The sequence below is a fragment of the Proteiniborus sp. genome, assembly GCF_040308045.1.
Classification (GTDB): domain Bacteria; phylum Bacillota; class Clostridia; order Tissierellales; family Proteiniboraceae; genus Proteiniborus.
Genome location: NZ_JAWRHZ010000064.1, coordinates 74,096 through 91,950, shown reverse-complemented (window position 1 = coordinate 91,950; position 17,855 = coordinate 74,096). Strand labels below are relative to the sequence as shown.

Here is a 17,855-nt window from a genome sequence, read left to right as displayed (position 1 = left end):
TTTGAGTTCCCTTCGCCCTTGTTAATTTTTCTTTAGCATTTTCTTATTTTTGTCAAGGGTGGCGGGAGAACCTACTAGAAATTTGCTTTAGATGCACTATTTTTTGACTCTTATTTTTTCATAGAACTTTTTACATTACCGTTTTTTCTTTAGTAAAATATATTAGCTTATTCACATAATTATTCAGATATTCGTAAATATTATAAGTTAAAAACTCTAGTTAATATATGCGCTACTCCACATTCATTATTTGTCTTTTCTGTTATTATGTCTGCTACTTTTTTTACACCTTCCGATGCGTTTTTCATACCTATCCCAAGACCTGCATTTTTTATCATTTCTATATCATTGTCATCATCACCAATGGCTATTATTTCATTTTGTTTTATACCTTTCTCTTTAGCATAATCTAATAGAGTTTTCCATTTTGAGCCTAAAGGTCCCATAATTTCTAATATTGGTCCTACCTTTGTTAGGCTGGTTAATATATGAGAATTATATTTTTGGATATAACAAGTATTAAGTGTATCAAAGAATTCTTCAAGTACATTCATGCTTCCTGGAAATACAACCGATAACACTCTAGGGTTTTCATAGAGAAGTAAGTCTTCTGTTATTCTATATCTATCAGGTATGTCATATAAATATGATGAATATTTTTCATTTTCTTTTTCTAGCTCTATAATTATGTCATATCCTTCATCAAAATGGTCTACATGAATAATTGGATGTAGATCTCTTTTTCTACCTTCTTTTACTAATGAATAAAAATCATCCTTGTCTAAATACTTATTTAATATTGCACTATCATTATTCATATTCCTTAAAATAGTACCATTGTTTGCAATAACCATTAAATCCATATCAACTTCTCTCATGAAATTCCTAGCAGACCAATATCTTCTTCCAGTTGCAATTATTATCTCTATACCCCTATCTAACAGTATCTTCAGCACATCTGCATTTTTAGAAGGTATCTTTTTTTCTTCAGTAAGTAATGTTCCATCCAAATCAATAGCCACAAGTCTATAATCCACAACAACACCTCTTAATTAATTATTTTTTAGTCTTTCATCTCCAATTATAAATAATTTTTTAAAACCTAAAATATATAAATGGATTAAATGTAGAATTAATTAAATACATTACACATGCTAGTAACAAACCAATTAGTACAAGAGACCTAGCAAAATAAGCAATAAAATTTTTAACCCATCCAAATGAAATATCCTCTATTTTATTTTTAATTAAAGGATATAATGGAAAGGAAGCAAAAAAGGCTACTAATAATTCAGTCTTATATTCAAATAAATAATAATATGTTGTAGAATCCAATAGAGATTGTCCACCTATTCCAATCATTACATAAAAATACTGTATTGCATAACTTAATGTTTCTGACCTAAATAGTAACCAGCCTAACATTACAAAAAACATTGTGTATATGTGCTGAAATGGTCTCCATATTTTTTGAATATATTTTCCTATAAATACCTTCTCTATGATTAATAACAATCCATAATACAATCCCCATGCTATAAAGTTCCATGCAGCGCCATGCCATAGCCCTGTTAGAAACCATACAACAAGAATATTTCTAAAAAATTTATAATTACTAACTCTATTTCCTCCTAAAGGAATATATACATAGTCTCTAAACCAGGAGCTTAAAGAAATATGCCAGCGTCTCCAAAATTCAGTTATTGATTTAGAAATATACGGATAATTAAAGTTTTCCAAAAATTCAAAACCAAACATACGTCCTAATCCTATTGCCATATCAGAATATCCAGAAAAATCAAAATATATTTGAGCAGTATATGCTAAAATGCCTATCCATGCTAATATGACTGACAAATCAGATATTTGAGTTCCAAAAACTTCATCTGCTATAAGGCCTACACTATTTGCTATAAGTATCTTTTTACTTAATCCTATGATAAATCTCTCAATTCCATAAGAAAAACCCTCTAGACTTTCATGTCTATTATTTATTTGCTCTGCTACAGTTTCATATCTAACAATAGGTCCTGCAATTAGCTGTGGAAAAAGAGAGATATATAGTGCAACATTTAAAGGATTTTTTTGAAGCTTCCCATGCCCACGGTAAATATCTATAACATAGCTTAATCCTTGAAAGGTAAAAAAAGAAATTCCAATGGGCATAACTATTTTCATGAATGGATAAGATGTATTAAAAATCATGTTAATATTTTGTATCAAAAAATTAGTATATTTATAATATCCTATAACAGATAAATTAATAATTACTGCTATGGCTAATAATATCTTCGCCTTCATTTCTTCATTTCTATATTTATCTACTAACAATCCCATTAAATAATTTGCAATAATAGAAACTATCATAATCAACAAATACTTTGGTTCTCCATAAGCATAGAAAAACAAACTGAATACAAGAAGTATCAGATTTCTTAGTTTTTTCCCTGAAATATAATATAATGTAATCACAGAAGGTAAGAAAACAAATAAAAATACTAAACTACTAAATAACATATTTCCTCCATTAATCCACTTTATAGTCTTATTGTTGCTTTAAAACCTTATTGAGTACTTTAATAATAATATCAAAAGAATATCCTTTTCTCTGCAAGAATCCACCTAGTTTCCTGTATGCAGCTTGAGGGTCATCATTTTTATAGGATGTACTCCTTTTTCTTTCTGCTAATTCCAATGCCCTTTCATACTCATCTTCTTTGTTGAAAACTTCATTTAATGTATCCTCAATAACTGTATTGTCTATATTTTTCTGGTATAGTTCTCTCTTTACACGATTATATCCTAATTTTTTAATATTCACTCTATCCTTTATATAGCATTTTGCATACTCTTCATCATTTATATATTTATATTCTTTTAAGTATCTGATTGCTTCTTGAACAGATTTTTCATTATAACCCTTCTTAAGCATTTTGTCCTTAATCTCATATTCACTTCTAGCTCTTTGCCCCAAAAGCTTTAATCCATAGTTTTTGCATAAATTCATATCCTCTAGCTCTAATATCTGTTCCAATTCCTTTTTGTCAATTATCATTCCTTTTGCTAATCTATGCTTTATAAGAGTATCCTCACTAACTGAAAAAGAATATTCTTCATCTAAAAATATGGAATATCTACGAATGTTCTTCTTCTGTTTCTCTATTTTTGTAATCAAAGCCATTTTTATCACCTTCCTATACTTAAAGGATATTAACATTATTAATATCCATCGAATTTTCCATTTCCTTGTAGGTTCCCATAATTTAAATCATCTCTAATCATAAGGACAACATCAGGCTTATATTTTTCAATATAATCATATAAACTCATTTGTTTGAAATGTCTTAAATCTAGAATACGTGTTTCATTAAAATGATAGTATAACAATGGTTCTAATGCATTTGTAAAAGAGTCTCCAAAAATTAAAAGATTGGGCAGCTCATTTCTATTTGTCTTAATAATCGTCTCAGCTTGATCTCCTCCCATATATACACCATAAGAGGGTCTCTCATAAGGATTTTCGCTAATATAGTAAAATTTAGGATCAACTTCTCCATTTGTAGTTTTTTCATAAGATATTTTCTCATTGGGAAAGGAAATCTTAACTTTTTCATCTGTTGGATAGAGAAAATAAATTTGTCTATTTCTACTTCCTAAAATAGGATTTGGTAAAGTATTTATTGTCATATCAGTTTCTGTTAAAGGCAATCTAAGTTTAAAATTAAAGTCTTCTATAAGCTTATTGATTATTTCTTTATAAGTTTGATAAGCTCCTGTAAAACTATAATGATGATCTGTTTTTAGATAAAAATCATTATTAGCTGTATTGTTAAATTTTTCATTCATATTTATATAGCTTATTTCTTTTCTACTAAGCTCACTAAACATATATCTTTCATTTTCCATAAAGTATTCATCATTATTACTAAAATAACTAGGATACCTTTCTCTAAAAAATGATGATTGTCCCGGTACTCCAACAAAGCAAAACTTTCCTCCATACTCTTTAATACTACTGTTAAGTTTTTTTATATTGTCAGTCATCTTGGGGATATTTGACAGATACATCTGTAAATCTTGATTTAGTTCATCTGTGTAAAATGGTAATAGGGTTCCTTCTTCTCCTATAACAATATTGTTTATCTTATTTTTATCTAATAAGAACATATTCAAAAATGTATATGATTTTATCCAATAATCTCTTGCATAAATATGGTCAGATAAGTAATTTTCCCATTCTCTAAAGTACTCACCACTAAATAATACTTCTTTACTAAAAACTGGAGCTGTAGCTAATGTTCTATTCTCAATTTGTGAAATACTAGTGTTTCTATATATAAAAGTCAGTGTAGGAATTGTAAAAATAACTGCTAGAAATAAGATAATAAGATTATACCGAAGTAACTTTTTCATCCTTTCACCTCTAATTTGCGTAATCTTTTCTTATAATAATATACTAATAGTAAATATTGTATCATATTTTCCTTAAAAAGTGCAGTTTCTGTGCTCTACATAGGTAAATAAATAGATCCTTCTTTTCAGTCAGAGTGATAAACGTTTGCCCTGAATGAGATGAAGGATCAATGTTTTGAAATTGAAAATGGCAAATAAATAGGTGTATGCCATCAAATGAGTATTGTATTATCTTGAACGTATTTTTACAATTTATAAAATTCATCAAAGGATTTTTTTATATAATAATGATCTAATACTCCTCCTAATTCTCTTATTGAATGCATTGAAAGCATAGGATTTCCTATATCTATTGAACGAATATCAAGATGAGTAGATGATATTGGCCCGATAGTAGAGCCACCTCTTAAATCAGAACGATTAACAAATTTTTGAACTGGTACTCCAGCCTTCTTACATATCATTTCATATACTGCATATGAGTCACTGTCTGTTGTGTATGACTGATTTGCATTGATTTTAATTACAGGTCCTTTATTTATTATAGGCTTATTTGTAGGATCATGCTTGTCTGTATAATTTGGATGTAACGCATGAGCCATGTCTGCTGATATAATAAACGAACTATATAATGCCCTAAAAAAGTCTTCTTTGTCTTTTCCCAATCCATAAACTACTCTTTCTAGTACAGTTCTAAGCATTGGAGAGTCTGCTCCCTGTTTAGTACTACTTCCAACTTCTTCATTATCAAAGCATACCATAACATTAGTAGCTTTAGGATTATTGCATTCTGACAATGCTTCTACTCCAGCATGTACCATGGCTAAATCATCTAGTCTTCCACATGAAATGAATTCATTATTTAATCCAATAATGCTTCCTTTTTCGAATTCATATAAAAATAAATCAAAATCTATTATTTCATCTACACCCACTTTTAATTCTTCAGCTATAAGTTTAGACAAATAGTTATCTTTTGAAAATTCTTCGTTGATTAGAGATAGTAATGGTAGCATATCCTTTTGTTTATTAAGTTCCACACCCTCATTTACATTTCTATTCATGTGTATAGCAAGATTAGGTATTATCAAAACAGGTCGATTAATATTTAAAAATCTTATATTTGGATATAATGGATTATCAGATTTTAAGCTAACTCTTCCTGCCAGTCCAAGTGGCCTGTCTAGCCAAGTGGATAAAATAGGTCCGCCGTAAGTTTCTACATTTAATTTTAAATAATTATTTTCAACAACTATTTCCGGATTTGGCTTAATCCTAAATGTTGGAGCATCTGTATGTGCTCCTATAATTCTAAACCCATCTTCTTCTATTTCACCTTGCCCAACTACGAAGCCTATCAAAGCTGTACCATTCTTTTCTATATAGTATTTACTTCCTTTTTCTATGTTCCATTTCTCTCTAACATCAAGTTTTTTAAAGCCCTTTCCATCTAATATAGCCTCTAAGTTTTTCACTACATGAAAATTGCTTGGACTTTTGTGTATAAAATCAATGAGCTTCTGAGCAAAATCTAACTCTTTTTTCACATCTTCCCCTCCCTTAAACTTGGATAAAATTGTTTCACAGTCTCGCAACACAAATTTATTCACTCCATTCTAGTCGTGCAAATTTGACCTTAACAGATACACCGGACATAACCTTAAAATAGGATTGGTGCTTGTTGCGTTTAACCTACCAACGATTTAGTACACATGCTTGCACTGTAAGAGCTAATTTAGTATTGTCCGTAAAGCCATTCATAAATCAAGTCATGTCATAAATGTCTAACTAAATATAAGTACTTCAGCAAATATGCACGAAGTACTTATATTTAGTGTATCTATTCTTCTTCTTCCTCTTCATAATCATCATAGTCGTCTTCGTCATCACCGAATAATTCATAGAATGCTTCAACAACAAGGTCATACTCGCTGTCGTCTTCAATATTTTGTAATTCTATGCCTTCTTCAGTTTCACTATATTCATATAGTAAAACACTTTCTTCGCCTAATGGAAGTAAAGCTATGTATTCCTTATCTTCTACTCCGAATACTCCTAAAACATGGCATTCCATATCCGTACCATCGTCTAAAGTTAAAGTCATTATTTCCATCTCTTCATGATCATGTCCACAATTGCATCCTTCATGTTCATGTTCATGATCATGTCCACAGCAGCATCCATCTTTATGGTTATTATCTGTCATATTTTCATTCTCCTTTATTATTTATTTCATACTCTAGTTCAAGTATGTATATTCTATATAATATATCATTTGCTAATATTAGTATATAGATTATTCACAAAAATTACTAAAATAATTTAGTACTATTTAATTGACTTTAGTACTTTCAAAATATACTCCCAAACTCTCTTTGTAGAAGAAATACTTACATGCTCATTTGGAGTATGTACATCGTACATATTTGGTCCTAGTGAAATCATATCTAAATCATCAAATTTTTCATCAAATAAACCACACTCAAGTCCTGCATGTATAGCAGTTATGATTGGTCCTTTTCCATAAATTTTCTTATAACAATCAACAAATACTTCTCTTATATAAGAATCCTTTCTATACTCCCATGCAGGATAATCTCCTTCGCTTTCTGAGTTTGCACCAATTAAATTGGCTAATACTCCCATTTTCCTAACAATATCTAATTTTAAAGTTTTTACTGAGCTTCTTATGGCACATTCAAGTAGTACTGACTCTTCCGTAGTAGTTAGGACTCCGAGATTTGTCGAGCTCTGTACTAAGCCTTCAATTTCCACACTCATAGTCTGCACTCCATTAGGTATCAAAGTAAGTGCAACTAAAAGTTTTCTCATAGTTTCTTTAGAAAATGTTTTTTCATATTTGCCATTAGACTGTTCAAATTCTATTCTAAAATCTGAGTCTGCAGTTTTTAATTCATTTCCAATTATCTTATTCCATTCTCTTATTTCTTCTTCTATCTTAGTCTTATCCTTACTATTTACTAATAAAGTAGCATCACTTTCTCTTGGTATGGCATTCATCTTTGCCCCACCACTAATCTTGGCCAAATACAAATCATTGTTAATGGATATTCCTTGAAGAATTCTACCTAAAATAATGTTAGAATTTCCTCTTTCTTTATTGATTTCCATACCAGAATGTCCGCCTTTTAATCCTCTAATTCTTAATTCATATGTCAATAAATCTCCTGATGGATTATCCCACTCAATAGGTATACTAATTATGTTTCTAATACCTCCAGCACAGCTTACCAATAAAGTTCCTTCTTCTTCTGAGTCAATATTTATAAGTATCTTACCTTTTAAATTATCATGATCTAAGTTATTTGCTCCTCCCATTCCAGTTTCTTCTTCAGCAGTTATAAGAACTTCTAGTGGAGGGTGAGGGATTTCATCTGAATCAAGTATAGCTAAGGCATATGCTACTGCGATTCCATTATCAGCGCCTAATGTAGTTCCTGTTGCCTTAATCATGTCATCTTCTATTCGAAGCTTTAGTGGTTCAAAAGAAAAGTCATGATCTGTATCTTTATTTTTCTCACAGACCATATCCATGTGACCTTGTAAAATTACTGTTGGAGCATTTTCATATCCTTTTGTTCCAGGCTTCTTAATAATCACATTTAAGGCTTTATCTTGTATTACTTCTAAGCTACGCTTTTTAGCAAATTCAACTAGATAATCACTTATCTTTTTTTCATTGCCAGAACATCTAGGTATCTGTGTCAAATCTTCAAAGAAACTAAAAACAGATTTTGGTTCAAGATTTTCTAACACTTTACTCAACTTATCCACTCCTTATATTATATTTGATTAACAATAAATAAACAGTAATTAAACTATTTTTAAACTATCGTTCAACCATCGTTATGATTCTCAATTCCCAATTTTTAATTGACCTACTGCTCATCTCTTATTATTTTATCAATTATTCCTCCACCTAAGCACTCTTCTCCATCATAGAAAACCACTGCTTGACCAGGAGTCACAGCTTTTTGTGGTTTTTTGAACATTACTTTACACTTATCTTCACCAGTCAAATAAACACTTACTTCATTGTCAGGTTGTCTATATCTGAACTTTGCTGTACAATCAAAACTTTCTGCTTTAGGTCTATCACTTACCCAGCTAAGATCGCTTGCCATAAGTCCACTTGAGTATAACATAGGGTGTTTATCTCCTTGAACTACATAAAGAATATTTTTCTTTAAATCTTTATCTACAACAAACCAAGGTTCTCCAGTTCCAATTCCACCAATTCCAAGACCTTTCCTTTGACCTAGCGTATAGTGCATTAAACCAGAATGTTTGCCTACAATTTTACCGTCTAATGTCATGATATCTCCTGATTGAGCAGGAAGATAGTTATCTAAAAACTTATCAAAGTCTCTTTCTCCAATAAAACATATTCCTGTACTGTCTTTTTTATCTGCTGTTATTAATCCTTCTCTTTCTGCTATATTCCTTACTTCAGATTTTCTTAGATGACCAATTGGAAACATACTTTTAGAAAGTTGATACTGACCTAGAGTACACAAAAAATAAGTTTGATCCTTATTATTATCTACACCTCTTAAAAGTTTGTATTCACCATCTTTATAATCTACTCTTGCATAATGACCAGTTGCAATGTAGTCAGCTCCAAGCTTTATAGCATGATCTAAAAAAGCTTTGAATTTTATTTCTTTATTACACATTACATCAGGGTTTGGTGTTCTACCTTTCTTATATTCATCAAGAAAGTAGGAAAACACTCTTTCCCAATATTCTTTTGTAAAGTTAACTGTATAGTAGGATATGCCCAACTGGGTAGATACTCTTCTTACATCTTCATAATCTGCTTCAGCAGTACATACCCCCGCCTCGTCTTTCTCATCCCAATTTTTCATGAATATACCTATAACATCATATCCCTGTTCCTTCAAAAGGTATGCAGTTACAGAAGAATCTACTCCTCCAGACATACCAACTACAACTTTTATGTCTTTGTTATTCTTTGTCATTAACATCATTCCTTACAATTAATTGTATCACTGTTACTCTCCAAAAATTCTCTTATTTATTGCTTTTCCTGTTTCAGTAGTAGCTAGACCTCCTAAAGCAGTTTCTCTTAATTCCATAGGAAGTGATTTTCCTACTCTATACATAGCATCTACAACTTCATCAAAAGGAACTATGCTCTTAACTCCAGCTAAGGCCAAGTCCGCTGATATCATTGCATTAGCCACACCAGAAGCATTTCTCTTTGCACAAGGCGCTTCTACAAGACCAGCTATTGGATCACATATTAAGCCTAGTATGTTCTTTAAAGCAATTGCAGCTGCATGAAGAGACATTTCAGGGGTTCCACCTGCCATTTCTACTATTGCAGCTGCAGCCATTGCAGCAGCTGAACCACATTCTGCTTGACAACCCCCTTCTGCTCCCGATACAGTAGCATTTTGTGCAATTATAGTTCCTACTCCCGCCGATGTAAACATAGCATCTATCATATCAGCTTCCCCTAAACCAAGCTCTTCTGCAACTGTTATAATTGCTGCAGGAATTATTCCACTTGAACCTGCTGTAGGTGAAGCACATATTCTTCCCATGGCAGCATTTACTTCAGAGGTAGAGAATGCTCTAGCCATAGCTTTGTTTATTGTGTTTCCACAAATTGTTTTCCCATTTTTCCTATATGATTCCACTCTTTTTGCGTCTCCACCTATGATCCCACCTACTGACTTTACTTCCTCTTCAATGCTTTTTTTAGCTGAGTTAATCATAACATCTAAGACAGTTCCCATATTTTTTCTTAATTCTGATTCTGATAGTCCTGTAAGCTCACTTTCTCTTTTTATTACTATCTCAGATATTTTAGCATTATATTCCTTAGCCAATTCTAATAGTTCGTATCCATGGTTATACATATGCTCACCTCTTCTTAACTGGATTTATTACTTTTACTTCTAGAACATTTTCAGTGTTTTTAAGTTGCTCTATTACATCGTCAGTGATATCATCATCTGTTTCTATAATCATGTAAGCCTCTACACCTTTTTTCTTTCTCTTAACTTTCATGACTCCTATGTTTATATTGTTCTGTGAAAGAACAGCAGTAACACTACTAATAACTCCCTTTTTGTCGTTCTGAGTAACAATTAAAGTAGGATGATCTCCCGTCATCTTAACATTATAACCATCTACATTTGTAATTATTATGTTCCCACCACCAATAGATGATCCAATTACTTCGGTTTTACTTCCATCATTTTTGTTGAAAACAATTTTTACAGTATTTTCATGCTGATTACCTAAATCTGTTTCCACAAATGAAACCTTTATACCTTTATCTTCAGCTATATTCAAAGAATTTCTTAATCTTTCATCATATGGCTCCATCCCAAGAATTCCTGCCACTAAAGCTTTATCAGTACCATGCCCCTTATAAGTTTTGGCAAAAGATCCATGAAGATAGAATGTAACAGAATTAAAATCATCGCCAGAAATATATTTTGCAACTTTTCCTATTCTAGCAGCACCTGCAGTATGAGAACTGGAGGGACCAACCATGATTGGTCCTAGTATATCAAATACACTGTATTCTTTCATAGATTTTCATAATCTCCTTATTTGAGTTTTATTATTTCAGAGAGTAAAAACTCCACTAAATAAGTCTTAGTTTATTTTCTCGAATTCTACCATAAAATATTTACTCTTTCAATAGTATTTATCATGTTTCAAAAGAAAACTGCTGAATTTTTCAGCAGCCTATTTAACAACTATATTTTCATTTTCCACGTTCACATTAATGGTATAACCACTTCTAAACTCATCTTTTAAATATAATTCTGCTATCTCGTCCTCGATATATTTTTGAATAGCTCTTCTCAAAGGACGAGCTCCATATTTCTGATCGTATCCTTTTTCTACTAAAAAGTCTTTTGCTTTATCTGATACATGAATATTCATTTCTTTTTCTCTCACGTCTTCTACTACTTCTTTGAGCATTAGGTCAACAATTTGACGAAGCTCTTCTGTAGATAAATGTGTAAATACTATAGTCTCATCGACTCTATTAAGAAATTCCGGCCTAAAAGTTTGCTTCAATGCATCCTTTACTCTATTTTCTATGTCTATATATCCTTCTCTTGCAAATCCAAATGTATTTACATTAAAGCTAGTACCTGCATTAGATGTCATTATAATAACAGTATTCTCAAAGAAAACAGTTCTTCCTTGACTGTCAGTAAGTCTTCCATCTTCTAATATCTGTAGAAGCATATTAAATACATCTGGGTGAGCCTTTTCTATTTCATCAAGTAGGATAACTGAATATGGTCTTCTTCTAACTTTTTCAGTTAGCTGTCCTCCCTCATCATATCCTACATATCCAGGAGGTGCTCCTATAAGCTTTGAGACTGTATGTTTTTCCATAAACTCTGACATATCTACACGTATCATAGCTTCTTCGCTACCAAATAATTCGCAGGCAAGTGCTTTGGCTAGTTCAGTCTTTCCTACTCCTGTAGGCCCCACGAATATAAAAGATGCAGGTTTTTTCTTTCTTCTAAAACCTGAACGGTTCCTTCTAATCGCTTTAGATAAGCTAACTATAGCTTCATGTTGCCCAATAACTCTTTTGTGCAAAATCTTTTCAAGATTTAGAAGTTTAGCAGCTTCTTCGCTAGTAATTCTCTGAACAGGTATTTTAGTCCATGCTTCTATTACATAAGCTACATCATCGACAGTAACTTGTACTTCAGAGCATGATTTCTCTAGTTTTTTAATCTTATCATCTATATTAAACTCTTCCATTTTATATTCTGCTGCTTTCTCATAATTATCAGATGTAGCAGCTGCCTCTTTCAATTCCTGTACCCTCTTTAGTTCTGCTCTCAATGTTTCAAGTTCAATAAAACCTTGATTCTTAAGATTTACTCTTGAGCCAGCTTCATCAATAACATCAATAGCCTTATCTGGTAGAAATCTGTCAGTTATATATCTTTCAGAAAGCCTTACTGCAGCTTCTATTACTTCATCAGATATTTGAACTTTATGATATTCCTCGTAATATCCTTTTATTCCTTTTAAAATCTCAATACTTTCTTCAACAGTTGGTTCTTCAACTAGAACAGGTTGAAATCTTCTTTCTAATGCAGAATCCTTCTCTATATGTCTCCTATATTCTTCTAATGTTGTAGTACCAACAACCTGAATTTCTCCTTTTGCAAGGGATGGTTTAAGAATGTTTGCAGCATTCATAACTCCACCATGGACTTCTCCTGCGCCCATAATATTATGGATTTCATCAATAACTAGAATTATATCACCAAGATTCTTTGCCTCATCGATAATAGCTTTCATGCGTCCTTCAAATTGCCCTCTAAATTGTGTGCCTGCTACAATAGCAGTTAAATCAAGAAGATATACTTCTGCGTCATATAATTTTGCAGGAACTTGCTTTTCAGCTATTTTAACTGCCAAACCTTCTGCTATTGCAGTCTTCCCAACTCCAGGTTCACCAATAAGCACAGGATTATTTTTTGTTCTTCTATTTAATATTTGAATTACCCTATCTATTTCTCGATTTCGTCCTATAATTCTATCTATCTGCTTGTCTATTGCTTTGTCTGTTAGATTTGTCCCATAAGTATCTAGATACTTCTTTTTCTTTTTACGGGACTTTTTTTCATTCTTTAGTGTAGATTCAGTTTCTTTTATTTCCGAATCTACATTCTTCGCTTTTGACTCAAAATCTTGTTCTTTATCTGATATCATATCACCTAATAAACTCGCAAGTGGGTTCTCTGTATCCACTTTTTCTATATCAATATCTTGAAAAACATTATTCATTTGGTTAGTTATATTTTCTAGGTCCTCAGGCTTCATATTCATCTGCTGCATAAGCTGATCCATTACAGGTAGTCCCAATTTTTTTGCACACTCCATACATATACCTGTGACCTCAGTTTTCCCATTTTCTATTTTTGTAGTTAGCATAACAGCAATATTTTTCTTACAAATAGAACACAACTTCACCTTTACCACCTCTACTTTCTAATGGAAATACAATATTCTTTTAGTATATCATATTTTATACCCTTATTTGAACAAGTTAATTAGTATTTAATCAATTCTTTATTACAGATTCTATCTTGGCTCCTCCGATAATCTCGTTTCCTTTAAAAAGCACTACAGATTGACCAGGTGCAATAGCTCTTTCTTTTTTATGAAAAGATACTTTTATCTTTCCATTTCCTAGCCCTATAATAGTTGCTGGTAAAAGCCAACCCCATTGACATACCTTGACTCCAGCTTGAATTTCTCCATTTAGCTCATCAAAAAGAGTAAAATTTGCATCCTTACCAATCAAACCTTTTGAATACGTGTCCTCGTCATCTCCAAGGACAACTACATTTTTTTTAGCATCTATTTCTATTACAAACATAGGTTTGTTGAAATATTCCCCCAATCCTCTGCGTTGTCCTATTGTATAATTTACAATGCCTTTATGTTCACCAATAATATTTCCATTAATATCTACGAATTTCCCTTTTTTGACTAATTGAGGCTTCTCTTTTGAAATATATTTTCCATAATCTCCATCTGGAATAAAGCATACTCCCATACTATCAGATTTGCTCGAAATTCTTTCATCTATCTTGCTTGCTATTTCCCTTACTTCTATCTTAGACTTAAATAAACCTAAAGGTAATATTACGTGTTTAAGTTGATTTTGAGTAAGAGAATAGAGTACGTATGATTGGTCTTTTCTATTTGCTTTGCCAGTAAATATGCGATATCTTTTTAGTTCTTTATCATATGTTATATTTGCAAAATGTCCTGTCGCTATATAGTAAGCACCTAAATCATTGGCAGCTTCAAGTAGCTTTCCATACTTAATTTTTTTATTGCATGTAATACAAGGATTAGGAGTTCTTCCATTGAGATATTCATTAATAAACTCATTTTTAACTGTAGTTTCAAATTCTTGTCTTAAATCTAATACGTAATGGGGAATACCCAAAAGCTTTGCTATATTTTTAGCATCTTTTATAAATTGAGGCTCTTTTATTTTTCCTTTTTCATCGAGCTCATTAAAAAGATGCATAGTTATTCCAATAACTTCGTAACCTTGTTTTTTTAATAAATAGGCAGCAACAGTGCTATCAACTCCACCACTTAAGCCTACTGCTACTTTATCTTGGCTAATCTTCATTTAACCACCCTTCTATATATATTTAAGCATTTCTTAACTTTATTATAACATACACATATGTTGAATATATGAAATGTTTGAAGGGTAAAATATAAATATAATAATTTTAGTTGCTATTGTAAATGAAATCACTTATAATTAATATGGTTTAAACAGGAAATTTTATGAATTTATGAGTTTTACTTATTATTAAATTATTTTTGTTTATACTAGTATTTAAAAAATATATAGAGAAGGAAAAAGAATTATGAAAAACTTAGAATTTACAGAATTAAATCTATCTCCAGAGATAGAAAAAGCAGTTGCTGAAATGGGTTTTGAAGAAGCAACACCAATACAGTCTCAATCCATTCCTTACATAATGGATGGAAAGGATATTATCGGTCAAGCTCAAACTGGTACAGGTAAAACATGTGCCTTTGGAATCCCTGCCATTGAAATGGTAGATCCAAAAAATGAGAGCATACAAGCACTAATCTTAAGTCCTACAAGAGAACTTGCTATACAAATATCAGAAGAGTTGAAAAATGTGTCCAAATATAAAAAAGGTATTAAGATTCTTCCGGTTTATGGTGGTCAACCAATAGAACGTCAAATAGCTGCTCTAAAAAAACGTCCTCAGATTATTATAGGAACACCAGGAAGATTAATGGACCACATGAGAAGACGCACAATTAAGTTAACAGAACTAAAAATGGTAGTGTTAGACGAAGCTGATGAAATGCTAAACATGGGTTTCAGAGAAGACATTGATGCAATTCTTGAAAAAATACCAGTAGATAGACAGACTGTTCTTTTTTCAGCAACTATGTCTAAAGAAATCATGGATTTAACTTCGAAGTATCAGAAAAATGCTGTTCTAGTCAAAGCAATTCATAAAGAGCTTACTGTGCCAAGAATTGAACAATACTACTTAGAGGTTAGAGAATCAGCAAAGCTTGATGTTCTTTCAAGGATTATTGATAAAGAAGGTATCAAACTAGCGCTTGTTTTCTGCAACACTAAAAAGCGAGTTGATGAGCTAACATCTGGCCTTCAATCTAGTGGATATATGGCAGAGGCTCTACACGGAGATATGAAGCAATCACAACGTGACAGGGTAATGTCAAGGTTTAGAAGCGGAGCAATTGAAATTTTAGTCGCAACTGACGTTGCAGCTCGTGGGATTGACGTAGATGATGTTGAAGCAGTTTTCAACTATGATATTCCAAATGACGAAGAGTATTATGTCCATAGAATAGGCAGAACCGGTAGAGCTGGTAAAACAGGTAGGGCTTTTACATTTGTATCTGGTAGAGAGTTTTATAGACTGAAAGACATACAAAGGTATACAAAGTCAAAAATTAATCTTATGACTCCTCCATCCTTATCTGATATTGAAGAAAGTAAAGTCAACAATGTCATTAATGATCTAAAAGCTATGTTGATAAAAAATAACCTGTCTAAATATGTAAGTTATATTAATAGGGTTCTTGAAGAAGTTAATGTAGACAATCACAATAACTATATAACTACAGTAGATGTAGCTGCTGCACTCCTTAAATCAATAATTACCGAAAACGGTAAAACTGATTTCGCTGATAAAGATAATTTGGACTATAAAGAAACTGGTGCAGAAAAAGGAATGGCAAGACTATTTATTAACATGGGAAGTAAAGATAGAATACAGCCTAGGCACATAGTAGAAGCCATTGCTTCAAGAACTAGCCTTCCTGGTAAGAAAATCGGTGCTATTGATATATTTGACAAGTTTTCTTTTGTAGATATACCTTTAGAATATGTACAAGAGGTATTGGCGCCATCGAAAAGCTTTAGAATAAAAGGTAAAAAAGTTACTATAGAAAAAGCTAATAGGAAGTAAATATTTTAAAAGCCCTCTAAAATGGAGGGTTTTATATTTCTTCCCAATCAATATACAAATTAAGCTTTTCAACAAATCTCTCAAAATATGTTGCTTCAAGCTCTGTAAACCTTTCAAGTTCCGGACTATCTAAGTCAAGTACTCCGTATACCTTACTATTCTTCACTATTGGTATCACAAGCTCGGAATTTGATGCAGAATCACAAGCAATGTGTCCTGGAAAGTTATGTACATTGGGCACAAGCTGAGTTTCTTTAGTTGTAGCGGCTGTTCCACATACTCCAGCATTGAGCTTTATTCTGTTGCATGCTGGAAGACCTTGGAAAGGACCAAGAACTAGTTCATCTCCTCGCATAAAATAAAAGCCTGCCCAATTTAGTCTATCTACTATTGCATATATTAAAGCAGTTGCATTGGAAATATTGGCTAATACATCTATTTCAGAGCTTAATTGCCCTTCAAGAGCAAGAAGTAAATATTCAAGTCTCTGTTTATCATTCATTCTTTCAACACCTTCAAGCTTAATCATAAATTTTCCTCCATTCATTGATTAATATAGTATAATAGTATAAGTTATCTTCACTTAACTTTCATTATATCATCTAGTACATATGTTAACTAATATTTTATATATTAGAATGCCATAATAGCTATATAATATAAATATTATTTTTAGCTATATTTTTTATAAATCTTTAATATTTCAAATAACTTATCAGAGAGGAATAGTTTATGGATAAATTAGAAAGAAGTTTTTATAGAAAAAGTGCTTTGGTTCTAGCAAAGGATTTGTTAGGCAAGTACTTAATATTTAATACCAATAACGAAAAACTAGTTGGTAAGATAGTTGAGACAGAAGCTTATATGGGGTTCAATGATAAAGCTGCTCATACCTATAATGGTAAAAGAACTCCGAGAGTAGAAGCTATGTATGGAGAAGAAGGACATGCATATGTATATATAATTTATGGTATGTATAATTGCTTTAATGTGGTGGCAGCAGAAAAGGAAATAGCCCAAGCAGTCCTTGTAAGAGCTTTAGAGCCAATAGAAGGCATGGAAACAATGGCAATAAATAGATTTAAAAAGTCTTTTAACCAATTAAAAAAATCCCAGATCATAGGCTTAACTAATGGTCCTGGAAAGCTATGTCAAGCCCTTGGGATAACAAAGGAAATGAATGATGAGGATTTAACCGGAAATAAATTGTATATATGTTCTGGAATACAAGAAGATTTTCATATAGTTGAAACTAAAAGAATAGGTATAGATTATGCTGAAGAAGCAAAAGATTTTCCCTGGAGATTCTATATAAAGAACAATAAATTTGTTAGTATGCCATAAAATTAAAAAAGCAATAGAAATTTGTAATCATGAAAA

General features: G+C 31.7%; 15 protein-coding genes. 2 read left to right on the top strand and 13 right to left on the bottom strand.

The genetic code is table 11. The annotated features are described in order from the left end of the window. Positions 1-200: 200 nt before the first annotated feature. From ABV008_RS14635 to mnmA (ABV008_RS14580), 12 genes are all read right to left on the bottom strand, one after another. Complete coding sequence (locus ABV008_RS14635; protein WP_352420577.1) at positions 201-1,037, bottom strand: HAD family hydrolase; 837 nt, start codon at positions 1,035-1,037, stop codon at positions 201-203. 58 nt (positions 1,038-1,095) lie between these two features. Then, positions 1,096-2,517: an MBOAT family O-acyltransferase gene (locus tag ABV008_RS14630; protein WP_352420576.1), complete on the bottom strand. Its 1,422-nt coding sequence runs from the start codon at positions 2,515-2,517 to the stop codon at positions 1,096-1,098. 28 nt (positions 2,518-2,545) lie between these two features. After that, entirely contained in the window at positions 2,546-3,181 is a 636-nt protein-coding gene (locus ABV008_RS14625; RefSeq protein WP_352420575.1) for a RecX family transcriptional regulator, read from the bottom strand. Between the two features lie 38 nt (positions 3,182-3,219). Beyond that, a complete protein-coding gene (locus ABV008_RS14620) occupies positions 3,220-4,413 on the bottom strand; it encodes an alginate O-acetyltransferase AlgX-related protein (protein ID WP_352420574.1) in 1,194 nt (397 codons plus the stop codon). Positions 4,414-4,658: 245 nt separating this feature from the next. Then, positions 4,659-5,960: a M18 family aminopeptidase gene (locus tag ABV008_RS14615; protein ID WP_352420573.1), complete on the bottom strand. Its 1,302-nt coding sequence runs from the start codon at positions 5,958-5,960 to the stop codon at positions 4,659-4,661. 293 nt (positions 5,961-6,253) lie between these two features. Next, positions 6,254-6,619: a DUF1292 domain-containing protein gene (locus ABV008_RS14610; protein WP_352420572.1), complete on the bottom strand. Its 366-nt coding sequence runs from the start codon at positions 6,617-6,619 to the stop codon at positions 6,254-6,256. Between the two features lie 122 nt (positions 6,620-6,741). Then, positions 6,742-8,199: an aminoacyl-histidine dipeptidase gene (locus tag ABV008_RS14605; protein ID WP_352420571.1), complete on the bottom strand. Its 1,458-nt coding sequence runs from the start codon at positions 8,197-8,199 to the stop codon at positions 6,742-6,744. Positions 8,200-8,312: 113 nt separating this feature from the next. Next, positions 8,313-9,416, bottom strand: coding sequence for a tRNA 2-thiouridine(34) synthase MnmA (gene mnmA, locus ABV008_RS14600; RefSeq protein ID WP_352420570.1), 1,104 nt, complete (start codon positions 9,414-9,416; stop codon positions 8,313-8,315). A 33-nt stretch (positions 9,417-9,449) separates the two neighbouring features. After that, entirely contained in the window at positions 9,450-10,322 is an 873-nt protein-coding gene (gene sdaAA / locus ABV008_RS14595) for an L-serine ammonia-lyase, iron-sulfur-dependent, subunit alpha (protein ID WP_352420569.1), read from the bottom strand. A gap of 4 nt (positions 10,323-10,326) precedes the next feature. Next, on the bottom strand, positions 10,327-11,004 hold the full coding sequence (gene sdaAB / locus ABV008_RS14590; protein ID WP_352420568.1) for an L-serine ammonia-lyase, iron-sulfur-dependent subunit beta: 678 nt from the start codon (positions 11,002-11,004) through the stop codon (positions 10,327-10,329). A gap of 159 nt (positions 11,005-11,163) precedes the next feature. Beyond that, entirely contained in the window at positions 11,164-13,434 is a 2,271-nt protein-coding gene (locus ABV008_RS14585) for an ATP-dependent Clp protease ATP-binding subunit (RefSeq protein WP_352420567.1), read from the bottom strand. Positions 13,435-13,525: 91 nt separating this feature from the next. Next, positions 13,526-14,614, bottom strand: a complete 1,089-nt coding sequence (gene mnmA, locus ABV008_RS14580) for a tRNA 2-thiouridine(34) synthase MnmA (protein WP_352420566.1) — start codon at positions 14,612-14,614, stop codon at positions 13,526-13,528. Positions 14,615-14,861: 247 nt separating this feature from the next. Here mnmA (ABV008_RS14580) and ABV008_RS14575 point away from each other — a divergent pair, with 247 nt between their 5' ends. Then, complete coding sequence (locus ABV008_RS14575) at positions 14,862-16,475, top strand: DEAD/DEAH box helicase (protein ID WP_352420565.1); 1,614 nt, start codon at positions 14,862-14,864, stop codon at positions 16,473-16,475. A 31-nt stretch (positions 16,476-16,506) separates the two neighbouring features. On the opposite strand, the gene msrC is transcribed toward ABV008_RS14575, so the two are convergent. Then, positions 16,507-17,004, bottom strand: coding sequence for a free L-methionine (R)-S-oxide reductase MsrC (gene msrC / locus ABV008_RS14570; RefSeq protein WP_352420564.1), 498 nt, complete (start codon positions 17,002-17,004; stop codon positions 16,507-16,509). Between the two features lie 203 nt (positions 17,005-17,207). Between msrC and ABV008_RS14565 the strand changes: the two genes are divergently transcribed. Further along, complete coding sequence (locus tag ABV008_RS14565) at positions 17,208-17,819, top strand: DNA-3-methyladenine glycosylase (RefSeq protein WP_352420563.1); 612 nt, start codon at positions 17,208-17,210, stop codon at positions 17,817-17,819. Positions 17,820-17,855 lie beyond the last annotated feature (36 nt).